Source organism: Parasphingorhabdus sp. (genome assembly GCF_059726685.1).
In genome coordinates this window covers 1,471,133-1,486,791 of record NZ_AP041068.1, presented here as the reverse complement: position 1 = coordinate 1,486,791, position 15,659 = coordinate 1,471,133, and the positions used below count along the sequence as shown (strand labels likewise).

At 53.0% G+C, this 15,659-nt stretch carries 18 protein-coding genes; 8 read left to right on the top strand and 10 right to left on the bottom strand.

Features of this window, described 5'->3' with window-relative positions:
- The first annotated feature begins 69 nt into the window (after nt 1–69).
- Nucleotides 70–1,146 (top strand): NAD(P)-dependent alcohol dehydrogenase, encoded by a 1,077-nt coding sequence (locus tag AC6I9Z_RS07425; RefSeq protein WP_461454812.1) that lies wholly within the window; start codon nt 70–72, stop codon nt 1,144–1,146.
- A 10-nt stretch (nt 1,147–1,156) separates the two neighbouring features.
- Nucleotides 1,157–2,458 (top strand): acetyl-CoA hydrolase/transferase family protein, encoded by a 1,302-nt coding sequence (locus tag AC6I9Z_RS07420; RefSeq protein ID WP_461454810.1) that lies wholly within the window; start codon nt 1,157–1,159, stop codon nt 2,456–2,458.
- A 280-nt stretch (nt 2,459–2,738) separates the two neighbouring features.
- On the opposite strand, the gene AC6I9Z_RS07415 is transcribed toward AC6I9Z_RS07420, so the two are convergent.
- The 3 genes from AC6I9Z_RS07415 to AC6I9Z_RS07405 all read right to left on the bottom strand — a co-directional run bounded on the left by AC6I9Z_RS07415 (nt 2,739) and on the right by AC6I9Z_RS07405 (nt 4,870).
- Entirely contained in the window at nt 2,739–2,999 is a 261-nt protein-coding gene (locus AC6I9Z_RS07415) for a cupin domain-containing protein (protein WP_461454808.1), read from the bottom strand.
- Between the two features lie 305 nt (nt 3,000–3,304).
- Nucleotides 3,305–4,201: an SDR family oxidoreductase gene (locus AC6I9Z_RS07410; RefSeq protein WP_461454806.1), complete on the bottom strand. Its 897-nt coding sequence runs from the start codon at nt 4,199–4,201 to the stop codon at nt 3,305–3,307.
- Nucleotides 4,202–4,225: 24 nt separating this feature from the next.
- Nucleotides 4,226–4,870 (bottom strand): DsbA family protein, encoded by a 645-nt coding sequence (locus tag AC6I9Z_RS07405; protein WP_461454804.1) that lies wholly within the window; start codon nt 4,868–4,870, stop codon nt 4,226–4,228.
- A 128-nt stretch (nt 4,871–4,998) separates the two neighbouring features.
- Here AC6I9Z_RS07405 and AC6I9Z_RS07400 point away from each other — a divergent pair, with 128 nt between their 5' ends.
- Complete coding sequence (locus AC6I9Z_RS07400; protein ID WP_461454802.1) at nt 4,999–5,889, top strand: LysR family transcriptional regulator; 891 nt, start codon at nt 4,999–5,001, stop codon at nt 5,887–5,889.
- Between the two features lie 19 nt (nt 5,890–5,908).
- On the opposite strand, the gene AC6I9Z_RS07395 is transcribed toward AC6I9Z_RS07400, so the two are convergent.
- From AC6I9Z_RS07395 to AC6I9Z_RS07385, 3 genes are read right to left on the bottom strand one after another with little or no spacing between them, the layout of a single operon-like run.
- Entirely contained in the window at nt 5,909–6,838 is a 930-nt protein-coding gene (locus tag AC6I9Z_RS07395; protein WP_461454800.1) for a pyridoxamine 5'-phosphate oxidase family protein, read from the bottom strand.
- Nucleotides 6,835–7,242: a YybH family protein gene (locus AC6I9Z_RS07390; RefSeq protein ID WP_461454798.1), complete on the bottom strand. Its 408-nt coding sequence runs from the start codon at nt 7,240–7,242 to the stop codon at nt 6,835–6,837. Before AC6I9Z_RS07390 ends, AC6I9Z_RS07395 begins: the two co-directional genes overlap by 4 nt.
- Before the next feature lie 30 nt (nt 7,243–7,272).
- A complete protein-coding gene (locus AC6I9Z_RS07385; RefSeq protein WP_461454796.1) occupies nt 7,273–7,662 on the bottom strand; it encodes a YybH family protein in 390 nt (129 codons plus the stop codon).
- A gap of 105 nt (nt 7,663–7,767) precedes the next feature.
- On the opposite strand from AC6I9Z_RS07385, the gene AC6I9Z_RS07380 reads away from it, so the two are divergent.
- A complete protein-coding gene (locus AC6I9Z_RS07380; protein WP_461454794.1) occupies nt 7,768–8,679 on the top strand; it encodes a LysR family transcriptional regulator in 912 nt (303 codons plus the stop codon).
- A gap of 61 nt (nt 8,680–8,740) precedes the next feature.
- Here AC6I9Z_RS07380 and AC6I9Z_RS07375 read toward each other — a convergent pair whose 3' ends face one another.
- The gene (locus tag AC6I9Z_RS07375; RefSeq protein WP_461454792.1) at nt 8,741–9,637 is read right to left on the bottom strand and encodes a LysR family transcriptional regulator; all 897 of its coding nucleotides are present in this window, start codon (nt 9,635–9,637) and stop codon (nt 8,741–8,743) included.
- 130 nt (nt 9,638–9,767) lie between these two features.
- Between AC6I9Z_RS07375 and AC6I9Z_RS07370 the strand changes: the two genes are divergently transcribed.
- The 4 genes from AC6I9Z_RS07370 to AC6I9Z_RS07355 all read left to right on the top strand — a co-directional run bounded on the left by AC6I9Z_RS07370 (nt 9,768) and on the right by AC6I9Z_RS07355 (nt 13,227).
- Entirely contained in the window at nt 9,768–10,319 is a 552-nt protein-coding gene (locus AC6I9Z_RS07370) for a carboxymuconolactone decarboxylase family protein (RefSeq protein WP_461454790.1), read from the top strand.
- A gap of 79 nt (nt 10,320–10,398) precedes the next feature.
- On the top strand, nt 10,399–10,878 hold the full coding sequence (locus AC6I9Z_RS07365; RefSeq protein WP_461454788.1) for a nuclear transport factor 2 family protein: 480 nt from the start codon (nt 10,399–10,401) through the stop codon (nt 10,876–10,878).
- 44 nt (nt 10,879–10,922) lie between these two features.
- Nucleotides 10,923–11,570, top strand: coding sequence for a glutathione S-transferase family protein (locus tag AC6I9Z_RS07360; protein ID WP_461454786.1), 648 nt, complete (start codon nt 10,923–10,925; stop codon nt 11,568–11,570).
- Nucleotides 11,571–11,592: 22 nt separating this feature from the next.
- Nucleotides 11,593–13,227, top strand: a complete 1,635-nt coding sequence (locus AC6I9Z_RS07355; protein WP_461454784.1) for an FAD-binding oxidoreductase — start codon at nt 11,593–11,595, stop codon at nt 13,225–13,227.
- Nucleotides 13,228–13,510: 283 nt separating this feature from the next.
- Here the strand turns inward: AC6I9Z_RS07355 and AC6I9Z_RS07350 are convergent, their stop codons facing one another.
- The 3 genes from AC6I9Z_RS07350 to AC6I9Z_RS07340 form a co-directional block, all read right to left on the bottom strand.
- Nucleotides 13,511–13,966, bottom strand: coding sequence for a hypothetical protein (locus AC6I9Z_RS07350; RefSeq protein WP_461454782.1), 456 nt, complete (start codon nt 13,964–13,966; stop codon nt 13,511–13,513).
- A 218-nt stretch (nt 13,967–14,184) separates the two neighbouring features.
- Nucleotides 14,185–14,757: a nuclear transport factor 2 family protein gene (locus AC6I9Z_RS07345; protein WP_461454780.1), complete on the bottom strand. Its 573-nt coding sequence runs from the start codon at nt 14,755–14,757 to the stop codon at nt 14,185–14,187.
- Between the two features lie 28 nt (nt 14,758–14,785).
- Entirely contained in the window at nt 14,786–15,565 is a 780-nt protein-coding gene (locus tag AC6I9Z_RS07340; protein WP_461454778.1) for an SDR family oxidoreductase, read from the bottom strand.
- Nucleotides 15,566–15,659 lie beyond the last annotated feature (94 nt).

Here is a 15,659-nt window from a genome sequence, read left to right as displayed (position 1 = left end):
TTGCGTAGAGACGCTTTCAGTCATTTTCCTTAATTTTCGGCCTACATCTTACAGTGCTATGGAGCCCCCATGGAAAACCATATGAAAGCGGCGATTTTTATTGAGCCCGGCAGGATCATATTGGGTGAAAAGCCGATTCCCGACATTGGTCCACTTGACGCGTTGATCCGGATCACAACAACCACCATTTGCGGAACGGATATCCATATATTGAAGGGTGAATATCCAGTGGAAAGCGGCCTCACCATTGGCCACGAGCCGGTTGGAATCATTGAAAAACTGGGTTCAGCAGTTGAAGGATTTACCGAAGGTCAGCGGGTGATAGCCGGGGCTATAACGCCAACCGGAACTTCCTATGCCTCTATGTGCGGTTTTCATTCTCAATGCGGTGGTCAGGATCATCATGGCTGGAAAGCCATAGGTGGCTGGCGGTTTGGCAATACAATTGACGGCGCACAGGCCGAATATCTCAAAGTACCAGACGCGATGGCCAATCTTGCGCCAGTGCCGGATGGGTTGACTGACGAACAGGTGCTGATGTGTCCAGATATCCTGTCGACCGGGTTTAGCGGGGCGGAATCGGGCAAGATCCAGATTGGCGATACGGTTGCGGTGTTCGCGCAAGGCCCAATCGGCCTTTGTGCAACGGCTGGCGCAAAAATAATGGGCGCCACCACCATCATCGCGATCGAATCGATTCCCGAACGGATGGAAATGTCGCGCAGCATGGGTGCGGATCATGTTGTCGATTTCAGCAAGGTCGATCCGGTCGATGAAATCATGCGGATCACGGATGGGCGCGGGGTCGACGTGTCGATAGAGGCCTTGGGTAAGACACAGACATTTGAAGGAGCGCTCCGGGTATTGCGGCCGGGCGGAACACTGTCTTCGCTGGGCGTTTATTCCGAAGATCTGACGATACCGCTGGATGCCTTTTCGGCCGGTCTGGGAGACAACACCATTGTCAGTACGCTTTGCCCCGGCGGCAAGGAACGTATGCGCCGGTTGATGGATGTGATCGGGTCTGGTCGTGTCGATGCGAGCCCGCTGGTCACCCATCATTTTGCACTTGATGATATCGAAACAGCCTATGACCTGTTTGCCAATCAGCGCGACGGCGTGCTGAAAATTGCCGTGCAGCCGTGATCACCCGTCAATGACTTTCAAAGAGCAATATGCGGCCAAGCTGACTAGTGCCGCCAAGGCCGTATCCGATATTCCATCAGGGTCTCATATCGCCATGGGCATGGCGGTTGCCGAACCGCCTGCTTTGCTGTCCGCTTTGGCGGCACGCGCGGAGGCAGGCGATCTGAGCGATCTCAAACTGTGGTATTTTCACTCCATGGCCCATGCCGGAAAAACCGTGCTGCGGCCCGATCTAGTGGCCCATGTCCGCCCGCATTGCATGTTCCTCAGTTCCATAGAACGGGCGCTGCTTAAAGATGCTTCCGGCAAAGGCATCCCGCCGGATGAATTCGTCCCCGTCGCGTTCAGCGATTCACCGCAATTGCTGAGAGACAAAGTCCTGCTCGACAGTTTTATCACAACCGTATCACCCATGGACCGGCATGGCTGGTTCACCTTTGGTACCAGCAATGATTATTCGTCAACCGCGGCTCGCAGCGCGAAAAGCCTGATTGTTGAGGTCAATGAGAACATGCCCCGGGTTTTTGGAGAGTCACTGCTCCATATTTCCGAGGTTGATGCGATAGTAGAAAATAATGCCCCGCTCGCGGAGGAGACCTGTCCGCCGATCAGCGCCGAGGAACAAATGATCGCATCCATCATTGCGGACATGATTGACGACCGCGCCTGCCTGCAAATGGGGATCGGCACCTTGCCCAGTGCGGTTTGTGCCCTGCTGGAGGATCGCAAGGACCTTGGTATACATACCGAATTGATGACTCCGGCCCTGGCGCGTTTGGCAGAATGCGGAGCGGTAACCAATCAAGCAAAGACCACTTATCATGGCCGTAGTGTCTTTACCTTCGCGATGGGAGATCGCGCCTTTTATGATTTTCTGGACGATAATCCCGCCATGCACAGCGCGCCGGTCGATATTGTCAATGACCCGCGCCATATTTCCAAGAATGACAATGTCGTGTCGGTGAATGCGACGCTGCAAGTCAACCTTGGTGGTGCCTGCAATTCAGAACATCTTATGGGACGGCAATATAGCGGCGCGGGCGGGCAACTGGATTTCGTCCGCGGTGCCACGGCTTCCAAACGCGGAAAATCCATCATCGCCTGCCGATCCACGGCAAAGAACGGGACCGTATCGCGTATTGTGCCAACGCTGGATGGCCCGGTCACCACACCGCGCAACGACACGCATATTGTCGTCACCGAATTTGGCTTTGCCGATCTCAAAGGCAAATCATTGACCCAGCGAGCGGAGGCATTGATCGAATTGGCGCATCCGAAATTCCGCGCGCAATTGGCGGACACGATACGCTAATGACTAAAGTCGCGATATTCAGCACCAGTAACTTATTAACCGGAAAGCCGGTATCTGGATCAAGAATTGCACCCGGATTTAGTCGAATCAGAGCACAATGCTCTTGCTCAGAGCTGTGGAGAGGTAGTTGCCAAACCCCAGCTATTTCGGTTTCGCGGAATTCTGCTGTATTTGTGTCGATGGAAAACTGTCAGATGTCATTCTCACTGAACTGATGAAGTTTAACGAATATGATACAACTATTGTCACTGTGAGGTTTGTGATCTGTACCGATGAGATTTCAGACATATGTTCCGGCTGGATAGTCGCCATGCTCATCAGAAAATACGCTTTCAAGGACCAAAAACTCTTCACCGCCGCCGTGAGCATGTCTGGGGAAATGTGATCCTGGCTCATATTTTACGAGCGATGTTGCACGGGCAACCTCATCGCCAATGCGATCCAACTTTCTTCTCTGAACACCGGTCATGGGAGAGTCCTCCCAAGGCATCCGAGTTGTGTTGATAACAATATGTTCAGCAAAATTGTCGTTCAAACGCATGACTAAAATGCTCCTTTGTAATTTAGATCAAATTAGAAGACCGTCGATCTCTTTTGATAAGATGGAGGTGTGGCCTCAGTCTTGGTTGGAAACTGCCGTGCGCTTGCGGTTCCGCAAAGACTTGCCTGATTTTTTTCTCCAGTTCTCGAGGAACTTGGCGATCCATTTTTCCCCAGGGTTCCAGCAACTTATATTATTGTAGAACTGGTATTCGTCCATGAAATACATTGTCCCAGCCTTTCGTTTTGGATGTCTTGTTAATCAGGCCGCGCGGAACGAGTTTCCGCGCGGCCTTCACATTACGGTCAACCTTTTGGCCAAGCCTTGATATGGTCAGCAACCGAAGTCAGCTTCACGTTGAAGGTGGCTTCTAACTCATCGGTCTTGATGGCCATTGCATCACCGTTGAGTTTCGCGATGGAGCCATAAAGATCACCAAGGGCGAAAGCGGCTCCGGGGCTATTGAATGCATCGCCGATACGCTTGCCGAAATCCTCAGGGCTCATCGGATCGAATGTGACGTCCCGTTCGACCCAACCGCTCATCAGCTCGGCAAGTTCATCACCGGTCAGCGCATCGGGCGTGCCGATTTCAAAAGCTTGTCCAGCAAGATCGGGGCGTGAGAGCGCCGCGACTGCGAGTGTTGCCTGATCGATATGTGACGTCCACTGCACTTTCAAATCGCGCAGGGTCGGCGGATAATCTAGCCTGCCTTCAGAGCGGAGACCAGGCAGGAACAGTTCCGGTTGCAGGTTTTCCAAATATATTGCTGATTGCAGGACAATCGACCGAATACCTGAATTGAGCACGGCGTTCATGCCATGCGTTGTTGCATCGACGATTACCGATGAAGGGAATCGATCGCCAGAAGGTCCACCTGTCACGAAGACCAGCAGAGGCAATTGCGCCTTGTGTGCTGCGCCGAAGAAGGCCGCCGCCCAGTTTTGGCTATCGTCCGGGCCCTCGGGCCGGGGAAAATGCAAGAAGGCAGCGTCCGCGCCTTCGAGTGCAGCGGTAAGTGCGGCTTCATCCGACAGATCTGCGGCGATTGCTTCCGCTTCGGGGTGCAACGCGCGGATTTTCTGCGTGTCGCGGGCAACGGCGCGAACCTTGTAGCCTTGGGCGAGCGCTTCGCGGACAACGGGGGCACCCTGAGCGCCGGTTGCACCGAAGATGGTTACGGTTTTGGTATTGTTGTTCATGATATTCTCCTTTTTGATGTGAGTTTAGGCAGTGGTGGTAAGTTTGAAGATTTCTTCGATGGCTTCGGGGCGGCCGTAAAAGGCTTGATGGTCGAGCTGTATCTTCCTATCCCCATTGATCTTGAGGACGGTGGGAACACCTCTTGACTGGACTTCTTCCATCAGCGCCTTCGCCCGATCAGCAAGAGCGGCGGCCTTGGCTTCAAGTTCGGGTGTGCCGATGCGTTCGGCTTCCTCTGGTGCGACACCTTCGGCGATCAGGGCTTCGATGATGGCCTGGCGGTCAGTTGACGACACACCTTCACCGAAATGCAGTGTCTCCAGTCGGTGACGCAGGGCGAACTCCCTTTCGGGGCCCTGATCATGCACCAGCGCTGCCGCCTGGGCCGAAAGACCGGACTCGAGAATCTCGGTTTGCGAACGTGCAATTCTGGCCTTGAACGCTTCGGAAAAGGACTGACCGGTAAGAGCTTCGACCTGAGGAATGGTTCTCAGGATCTGGGCGCCCTTGCCTTCGTTCATGCGAGGGGCTGTAGCGCCTTCGAACAGGTGCCGATGGAGCACCTCTACATTTTCACCGGCATCCACGATCGCATCGAAAACGGGTGCGGCACCATAGCACCAGCCACAAAATGTATCGTAGACTATGACAGTTTTTTCGTCGGGCATTGCATTTCTCCTGCTGTGTTCGAAACCGAATTAGCCAATTGATTTCGTCAGCAAAAGATATATGATTATGATATACTGTCAGTTTAAAGCTAACAATAGTCACACTCATTCAGATGGAGGTGTTTGCCATGACCCGGCGCAATAACCTGAACAGGCTAGCTCACTTCGTTGCGACGGTTGATGCCGGGACGATTACAGGTGCCGCTGCGGCTCTTGGCATCAGTAAGGCTGTTGTAAGCAAGCAGTTGCAGTTGCTGGAAGCTGATATCGGGACGCCGCTCCTGCTGCGTAACACCCGGCATTTACAACCGACTGAAGCAGGTCGCGTTTTTTATGAGGATGCCAAATCAGCCCTGACTCAGGCGAACAACGCATATGAGCGTGTTCAAGAGCGCGACAGAAAACCGCGCGGCGTTCTACGAATCACGGCGCCGGTTGATTTTGGCGTTTCCTACGTCGCCCCTTTTGCGGCCCGGTTTCAAGAAGCCTATCCGGACGTGACCGTGAACATGCGCCTTGCCGATAGCCTGATCGATATCATTGAGGATCGATATGACCTGGCTTTCAGGATTGGCCAGCTTAGCGATTCCAGCAACCGGGCGCGCAAGCTTATGAGCTTCGAGGAAATTGCCGTTTGCTCGCCGACCAGCGCCGCCCGGTTCCAGTCTGAATGTCCGAGCAACTTGGATGGTGCCCCGTTCGTCCGCAGCCACGCATTTGCCAACAAAACCGAATGGATGTTCGAGAAGGGAAGCGATCAACGAGTGATAGCCCCGAAAATCGTGTCGGAGGCAAATATCACCCTCGCGATCCGCGCTTATGTGATGGCGGGCTTTTGCTTTACTGTTCTGCCAGATTTTCTGGTCAGGAATGAATTGAAGGATCGCAGCCTAGTCCAGCTTTTCCCCGACTGGTCGCTGCGTAGCGGCGGGATTTACGCGATGACGCCCCCAAACCGCGTTCGTTCCAACGCCTTGCAGCGATTTCTGGAAATGGCCGATCGGGAACTGCTGGTGTAAACTTTGGGGAGCTGTGACTCTACAATTCGGGATTGACTGGCGAGGGCTTGAGCAATTGCCATCTGAGGCCAATGCCGGCCTCGGTTCGGCGAACATGCAATACATTGAAGCTGATTAGGCGTTTTGCACCAGGATAAGCGGCAATCGCAACATCATCTTCGATGATTGCCGCGGCCGCATTGATGTGAAGCAGGTCGCCAGTTTCAAAATCGACAAAGAGTAAAGCAGCAGCCGAGTTTGAGACCAGATTGCCGATCGTGTTGAACAGGTTATTGCCCTTGTAATCAGGAACAATGAACCGGCCTGGTCCTTCAACATGAATGAAGCCGGGGTTGCCGCCACGATGTGAGATATCACTGCCCTCGTACGGCTGGCCGCTTCCATCAAGATGATGGCTGGCGATAAAGAACGTGTCGGATTTGGTGATCAGATCGATGTCCTCTGTGGATAGCTCGTCCCGTTCCGTAGCCTCAGCACCTTCTGGGCTTTGGATACGATCAGCAATCGCCCGCGTGCTGATATATTTGGGGCAATTGCCGTAGCTTTGGCTGACGGTGATATCAAAACCATCTTTGTCGATACGGCTGATTTTGCCATGCATTCTGTTGCGGCGGCGATTGCTGAGATCAATGCCCAACACGCTAACCGGCGAACCAACCGCCAATGACGCAAAGGCAGGATTTCGATCATCCGCCGGCTTGGTGATGGTTAGCGTTTTTGCATCAGCTGATGAGACAAATCCAGCCGATCCGGTCAGTACTGAGGCGTATGGCTTTTCGTCTTCGCCCACCGTGCCCAAAAATATATATTCAAGGCCGGCAAAGAAAGCGCGATGCTGATCGGGCATCTCATCATGCATCAATCTTTCCGTGAGTGTGTCGATTTGTTCTCTCATGCCCATTTTGTTCTGCAGGCTTAACTCATGTTCATGGAAATTTTGATCGGTCATGATGTCTCTCGCTCAAGATTCGGCGGACCATTGGGACAATCAATTAAATAGCCCCAGCCGCCATTGTCCAGCTTCTTAGCCACTTCAGTCGACTGGCCTTCCGCCATAACCGATCCGTCGGGCGCGATGACCCGCCAATTTGCGCGAAGCATGGCAATGTCGCCAGTGATGATTTCACTAAAAACGCTGCTCTCTATTTTCGGACGCACGTCTAGAAAGCCTTCAAAAGCTTTTCGCGCGCCTTCCAGGCCCTCGCTTGGAGGAGCATCGGGCGGGAAGAAGACCAGGCAATCGGGATGAAACATGGAGACAATTCCATCAAGGTTGCCTTCCTGAAGATAAGCGCTGACGCAGTCGGCAATCTCGCGTGGCTGGTTAGCTATGTGTTGCGTCTTGTTGCTCATTTGCAATCCCTCAGAATTCAACGAGCCGGTTTAGGCCGGACCGTTATTGTCGATGTCCAGGATCATCTTCCAGGCGCCTGTCTCATCGCGTTGGTAGACCAAAACCAAGCGACCTTCAGGGCTACGCGTCTCTCCGGTGTCGCGCATCTTCATTGTGCCGTAAAAACGACCCGATATGACGGCGACGTCGCCGAAAAATTGCAAGTGTTCGATATCATATCCCGATGTGATTTCGGCCGCCGCCGCGATACGGGGGTTATATTTATCGCGAATGCCCTGCGTCCCGATCGTTACGGGCTGGCGTTCGTTCACGGTCATGGTGTCAGGGTGGCAGGTTGCGACCATTGCTTCGATGTCGCCAGCATCCAGGCCATTGTTCCAGGCGTCGACGACGGCTTCGATTTCTTCACGTTCTGTCATGTTGCTTCTCCTTTATTGCAGTTTCAACTTGCAAAGACAGATAGGTTCCTTAGATTGATCCGATAATCCGCATTTTAATGAACACAGTGTAAGGTATATCGAACAATGGAGCGGCAGCAGTTAAGCGACCTGACAATCTTCGCCGAGGTCGCTCGTGCAAAGGGCTTTCGTGCCGCGGCCTCACGCCTGAATCTTCAGGCAGGCTCAATCAGTGAAGCCGTCCAGCGCTTCGAAGATCGGCTTGGCGTTCGGTTATTTGAACGATCGACACGATCGGTCGCACTCACGGCCGCGGGCGAAAGGCTCTATTCGCGAAGCCTACCGGCTTTGTCCGACCTCGAGGTCGCCATACAGGAACTGGATGAAGCCAAAGATGTAATTGCCGGTACTCTGAAATTGAGCGCGCCTTATAGCGCCGGACCTTTTTTTCTGGATCGACTTATTATGAAGTTTGCCGAAGTCCATCCCGACGTTCAGGTCGAGCTGATCTATGATGATGCGAAGGTTGATTTGGTGACGAGCGGTATCGATGCAGCAATCCGATCACATACGCTTCTTGAACAAGACACGCATGCCGTCCCCATCGGTCCTGACCTCAAAATGGCATTGGTAGCATCGCCCGATTATCTTTCGGAAAAGGGCATGCCCAAAAAGCCCGACGATCTTCTCGATCACGACGGAATATTCTTTGCATTCGGCAATTCAGGGAATGTCGCGCCCTGGACATTCCGCGACGAGGGTGGCCCGCGTGTGATCAATGCCAAGCAGCGAGTCATCATCAATAACCTCCGATCCATGGTCGCACTCGCCGCGAACGGTCTTGGGCTGGCCTATCTGTATGAAGCGGCTGCCAAGGAAGCGATCAAACAGGGAAAGTTGGTAAGCCTTTTTGAGGACGAAGTCCCTGAACTCCCTCGCTACTCGCTAAACTATCGAACGAAGCGCCACATGCCTCTCCGATTGCGGGCTTTCATTGATTTCGCCAAACAATTGTCTGCCGATCAAAAAGCCGATTAATCTGCGTGCTGCCTTAACCGGTCGGGCGTCTGCGAAGCTGACGTCGAATGCGGGAACTCGTTTAGTTCAAGACGGCAACATCGCGAAGCCGTTTAGATGCCAGATCGATGAACGCTCGCACCTTTGCTGCTGCTCGGCGCCCCTCGACATGCACCAGATGAATAGGCAGGGGTTCAGGCTCGAAATCCTCGAGAACGGTTTGCATAGTTCCACGTTCGAGATCAGGTCCGATCTGATAGGATAGGACGCGCGTGAGGCCCCAGCCCTTCCGCGCGACTTCGATGCCTGCTGCCACGCTGCTTACTGCGAGACGAGAATCGACTCGCACTACCTGATCCATAGCATAGCCAAACCTCCATTCCGGAGATGGGCTGACTGGACTGATGGCAACAGTTCTGTGCCTCTTAAGATCTTCCGGAGAAAGGGGCATTCCATTCCCGGCAAAGTAATCGGGTGAGCCGCACACTACGCGTCGCACGCGACCAACCTTCACTGCGGACAAGTCTGACGAGGGCAGGTGTCCGATCCGTACTGCGATATCGAACCCTTCTTCCACCAGATTAACAATGCGGTCTACCATAACCACATCGACAGAGACGTCGGGATAAAGATCGAGAAATTCTGTCAGAACAGGCATCACATAAATGCGACCGAATTCGTGGGAGCATGTTAGCCGCAGCTGACCGACCGGATTTGTCGCGGCGCCCGCAGCAGCATCGTTCGCAGCCTGCAACTGCTCCAGTATCTGCCGCGCATCTTCCAGATAGGCCTGCCCAACATCGGTTAACCGCACACGCCGCGTAGTGCGCGTGAACAGCCGCGCACCAAGCTGTCCTTCAAGCGAGTTTATTCCTCGCGTCACCGAGGGAGCACTGAGCCCTGTTTTGCGGGCACCGCCAGCAAAGCTCTGTGCTTCGGCCACAGCGACAAAAACTTCCAAGGCTTGAATTCGATCCATTGGTCAAACACCCTATTATCATCATTTTCCAAAATAATCTATTTCGAAATTAGAATATTCTTCTGAATTTCAGAATATCTTATCTCCCTTGTCATCAGCAGGTCATCTGCTCAATCAACTGGAGAAGACAATGTCCCGAATTCCTACCCCCGATACCATTGCTGGTACGCCACAGAGCGCTCATCCATTGCTCGAAGCCGTTGAAAAATCGCTTGGTTCTGTACCGAATCTTTTTCGTCTGGTTGCCAACAGTCCAGCCACACTGGAAGGCATGCTTAGCATGAACGGTGCGCTCTCCAAAGGTTCGCTCAACGCCGCGACCCGTGAACGTATCGCACTAGCCATCGCGAACTATAATGGCTGCAGCTATTGCAACAGCGCCCATACCTATCTTGCAAAAAATGTCGCCAAACTGGATGAGGCTGAGATTAAGGCCAATCGCAATGGTCGTTCCACCGATGCCAAGGCCGATGCAGCGGTGCAGTTTGCTCTGAAAATTGCCAAGGAACGTGGCCGGATCAACAATGGAGACCTGGCCGCAGTTAGGCTGGTTGGGTTCTCGGATGCCGAGCTGGTCGAGATTGTTGGCCATGTCGCTTACAATATCCTGACCAATTACCTCAACGAGGTATTTGAAACTCAGATTGATTTCCCCGTCGTCGAAGCGGCCCGCGCCGCCTAATCCCCCCTGGAGGTCTGCGGTTTCCCCCTCTCCCCTACCGCAGACCTCCCTCCCTTTCACCTGACGCAGGAGTTAAACCATGGAACAGAAAGAAGCCCCTCGCGCGCCGCTGCCGCCATTTAGTCGTGAAACTGCGATCGAAAAGATCCGGCTGGCAGAAGATGGCTGGAACTCACGCGATCCTGCCATAGTTGCACTCGCCTATACGCCCGACAGCAAATGGCGTAACCGCGCCGAATTTCCGCAGGGCCGTGCACAGATCGAAGAATTCCTGATCCGCAAATGGGCGAAAGAACTCGACTATCGCCTTATCAAGGAATTGTGGGCGTTCGACGGCAACCGTATCGCGGTTCGCTACGCCTATGAATATCACGACGACAGCGGCAATTGGTTCCGTGCCTATGGCAACGAGAACTGGGAGTTCGATGCCGATGGTTACATGGCCGCGCGCCACGCCAGCATCAACGAACACCCGATTGCCGAAGAAGATCGCAAGCTTCACTGGCCGCTTGGCCGACGCCCGGACGATCATCCGGGCTTGTCCGATCTCGGCCTTTGAATACCCCCCCCACTTAACCTCGAAAGCAAGCAAAGGAATTATTCATGAATACCAACTTCCCCACCAATGCAGAGCCTATCAAGCTCTTTCGCGTTGCCAAATCGGGCCACAGCCACCGAGCTGAACTGATGCTCGCGCTGCTGGATCTGCCTTATGAGACAGTCGAAGTCGACATGGCCAATGGCGCTCACAAGGCGCCCGATTATCTGAAGATCAGCCCTTTTGGACAGGTTCCGGCGATTGACGACAACGGTGTGACCCTGTCCGATTCCAATGGCATCATAGCTTATCTGGCTGACCGTTACGGCGACACCGCCGAGTGGGCAGGCCGCGATCCGGTCGAAAAGGCTCAGATTCAGCGCTGGCTTTCGGTCGCTGCAGGCGAAATCTTTGCGGGGCCATGTTCAGCCCGTCTCGTTACAGTTTTTGGCGCGCCCTTTGATCACGCCGCTTGCGTCGCAAAATCCCACGCTCTGTTTGAAGTCATGGAGAAGCATCTTGAAGGTAAGAACTTCCTCGTCGCCGAGCGGCTGACCTTGGCTGACGTGGCCGGATACAGCTATATTGCCCATGCTCCGGAAGGGGGCGTAAGTCTGGATGCATATCCCAATATCCGCGCCTGGCTTGGCAGGATCGAAGCCCAGGATCGCTTTGTCGGTATGGCAAAGTCGCCCATTCCAACCGCAGTCTAAATCATCCAAGAGGAGCCATATCATGATCAAACAGCAAGATATCTTTCATGCCGGAGAACTCGCCGCACAGAAACGTGCCGGTGCAGGTGATATGGCTTCCCTGGTGGCAGGTTTCATCCGCGACTATATGCCGCAGCAACACCGCGACTTTCATAGCTCGCTGCCGTTCCTGGTGATTTCGGCAGCGGATGAGGAAGGCCGCCCTTGGGTTACCTTTCTTGAAGGAGCCGAAGGCTTTGTTACCTCACCCGATGAACGCACGCTCGCTCTGGCTACCGAGATATCACCGGCAGATCCGCTGGCCTCGGCGATAAACGGGGGAACTGATATCGGCATGCTCGGGATTGAGCTGGCAACCCGGCGGCGTAACCGCCTGAGCGGGTTCATTCACCCCGATGGCAAGGGGCTGGCGATTGATATCCGCCAGACCTTTGGCAATTGCCCGCAATATATTCGAGAGCGTGAATGGCACCGGGTAACTGACAACACGCATGGTGATCCGATCATCGGTGATCGCCTCTCACAAGGCCAGATCGCTCAGATTCAATCGGCCGACACAATGTTCATTGGTACCGGGCAACAGGCCAATGCCGGCGAAGCGTCAAGCGGCTATGACGCTTCTCACCGCGGCGGTGAGCGTGGCTTTGTCCAGATCGTGGATGAGCTGCATTTGCGCATCCCCGATTATGCCGGAAACAATTTTTTTAACACGATCGGAAATCTGATTGAAAACCCGCGTCTCGGCTTATTGTTCATCGATTTCGAGTCTGGCAGCATGTTGCACATTACCGGCACAGCAGTGATTGACTGGGAACCTGAAAACGCGCTCGATCCAGCAGCCCGGCGGATGATCGATGTCACCATCGATGCAGTCGTCGAACGGCCCAGCGCGCTTGCACTGCGCTGGCAATCGCAGACCGTAGGGACGCGCTCGCTTGTCGTGGCTGAAAAGACCGTCGAATCCGCCGACATTACCTCCTTGCATCTCTATCCGGCAGATCGCCTGCCCAGAGACAATTTCGAGGCCGGGCAGCATCTGCCGGTCGAGATGAATATCCCTGGCACGCCTCACAGGGTAAGGCGCAGTTACTCGCTTTCGGGTTCTCCAACCGATGATTTTTACCGGCTCAGTATAAAACGGGAAAGCCACGGACTGGCCTCGCGTCATGTTCACGACACGCTCGAAGTGGGTGATATTGTCGAGGCAGGTCGCCCATCTGGGGATTTCGTCATACCATGCGCAGCCTGTCCCCTCGTCTTGATCAGTGCCGGAGTCGGTATAACGCCCATGCTCTCCATGTTGCATGCTGTTGCGGCGGACCAATCCGATCGGCCGGTCTGGTTCGTGCACGGCGCGCGCGATAGCGATCATCATGCGCTGCGCAACGAGGTGGATAAGCTTATCGATGCGCATCAGAATCTGCGAAAGGTGATCCACTACAGTCAGCCGTTGAAAAGCGACAACAAGGGTATCGATTTCGATCTTCCCGGACGGATCATGCCAGAAGGGTTGATTGGGTTAGGCGCAGGCCCCGACGCACACTACATGCTATGCGGCCCCGCGGCATTTCTCGCTAAGATTCAATCAGGGCTAGAAGAAGGCGGGGTACCTGGCGATCAAATCCATTTCGAGACCTTCGGGCCAAGCAGCCAGTGAATCCCCTTCAAACGGTTTTTTTGCGGGAGATGATGGTAGTACTCCAGAATTGTTTTTTGGGAACGGCTGCCATGCCTTGAGCTTCCGCTAGTTGCATATTTCTGACTGCCAAACTGGATAACAAAAATGTCCGCTTTCGGGATACAACGGAGTCAATCTTGACGTCCGAGATTGGGGTGCAAAGCGGACACTATGATTGCGGAAGTTGTTGGTCGGATTAGCGCCCCAATTTCGGACCTTCTGATGGTATCCGCTTTATCCCGAAAGCGGACACTAGAATAGCCTATTTGAATGTCAGCAACGTTCTGTTTGGATTTTTCGCGATTTTCTTTCGCGCACTTTCCCAAGCCATCAGCGCCTCGCCGTAAACCGCTTTACTTTGCTCCCAATCACACCCCGGCACAAAAGGCGAAAGGGCTCTACCCTTTGGGCTCCCGTGAAATGTATATTCAATGACGACTTCTAAATCCGGATTGAGCTTGGCTTCTTCATCTGTTGCTGCTCTGGTACTCCAAACTGCTGTTATAGAACTTAAAGCTATTTCAGGTTGATCGGGTATCTCGATAAGGCGCTTCTTATCATCACGTATTCCGATCCTGTCCAAGTCGTCAAGACTATAGAGAACGATGGGCATTCTAGCTTCTCGGTCTGGCAAGCCAATCATCACCGCCCAACCACGATCACGATCAACCACCGGTTCAAAGTTGCTTTTTGCAAAATTTTCAGCAGCAAATCCCACTATAACGCCCTGTTTTTATGTTTGCGTCAACTAAGTGCAAGCATGGAATATCAATGTCAATGTCGTCTATATCCCGAAAGCAGACGCTATCTTAGGTTGTTATTGAAGACAGCAATTGGGCCGACAGCGGACTGTCTGATTTTGACTGCTATTGGCGCAAAGCGAACATTGAAAATTTCGGCGACTAAGAGTTCAGTCGATGAATTATTTTCGTACCGTTATTTAGAAATTCCAGCAGCTCTTTCAAAAATATACCAATTGCCTTCGTTCCAACTGATAGTCTGGATCATTTTCTCAATTTTCCATCCGGTTTTGGTGCGAACTAACCAGTTGTCGTAATATCCGATCATGGTTTGAACCGCCGCGCCCTTATCGTTAGGCAAGTGATGCTGCGCGTGAAGCATGGAACGGACATAGGCCTTATCACCATCAACCTTTGTTACAAGCGGCATCGCGATGTGCTGTGTGCCATTGAGATTCGCAAAGAACGGCTTAACGCCCTCAACCCAATCATCTGCAGTCATCGTTTGCAGGCCGTCACCAATTGATGCCGAAAAATCCATCTGGATCTCATCTGTGAACACCGTGCGATGAAGAGCCCAGTCTTGCATATCAAAAGCAAGACCGTAATTGATAATGACCTGAGCAATCTCTTCGCGATCAAGCAATAGCTGCACTTTTTGCTCAATCGATTCATCTTGTGCAACCAGCGGAGTGCTCCGAGCATGCGCCACCCCAAAAAAAATTGGGGTGGCAGTAATAGCGATTAGAATGAGTTTAAATGGTGTCATGTCTTTTCTCCATCTGATATTTTGGTGATTAGCGCGCCAGAAATCCGCCGTTGATGAACAGAGTTTGAGCGGTGACCCAGCGGCTTTCTTCGGAAGCTAGAAAGTCAATCACGGGAACAATGTCATCAATCTGGCCCAAACGACCCTTTGGGCTCATATTGGACAGATACGCTGTCGATTGTTCATTTTCTTCACCATGGAAGAAAGGCGTATCAATCGGACCGGGCGCTACCGTATTGACAGTGATACCGCGTGCACCAATTTCTTTCGCCAGTGCCCGGGAAAAATCCTCTAGAGCAGCCTTTGATCCTGCATATAGGCCATACATACCAGTTGTAGCACCGAGCAGGGTCGTGCCCATATTGATGATCCGACCATCATCTTCGATTACCTTGGCGGCTTCCTGCATGACAAAGAATGCTGCCTTGGTATTTATACCAAAAGCGCGATCAAAATCATCTTCGGTAACGTCTGCAACAGGTTTCTTGATCACGACGCCGGCATTGTTGATCACAATGTCAATACGGCCGAACGCTTCTTTAGCGCTTGCGAACATCGCTTTGATGGACGCGGTGTTTGACAGATCACCCGATGTGATAAGAGCGCGGGCGCCATTCTCCTGAACAAGACGCGCTGTTTCATCGGCGTCGGTTGCGGAAGATTCGCCGTTATGGTGTACGACAATATCTGCCCCTCTAGCCGCCAAAGTAACGGCAAACGCGCGTCCCATATTACGGGCGGATCCTGTGATGAGGGCTACTTTACCAGCAAGATCACGGTTGTTTGCTTTTTGTGTTGAATTTTCCATCGTCTGTTTCCTTTTCTTTGAGTGGCTCGGAACCATTCCAGCCTTGAAAAGGGTTTTGACAGATGCATATCACAGCATGTAGATATAGTTTTTA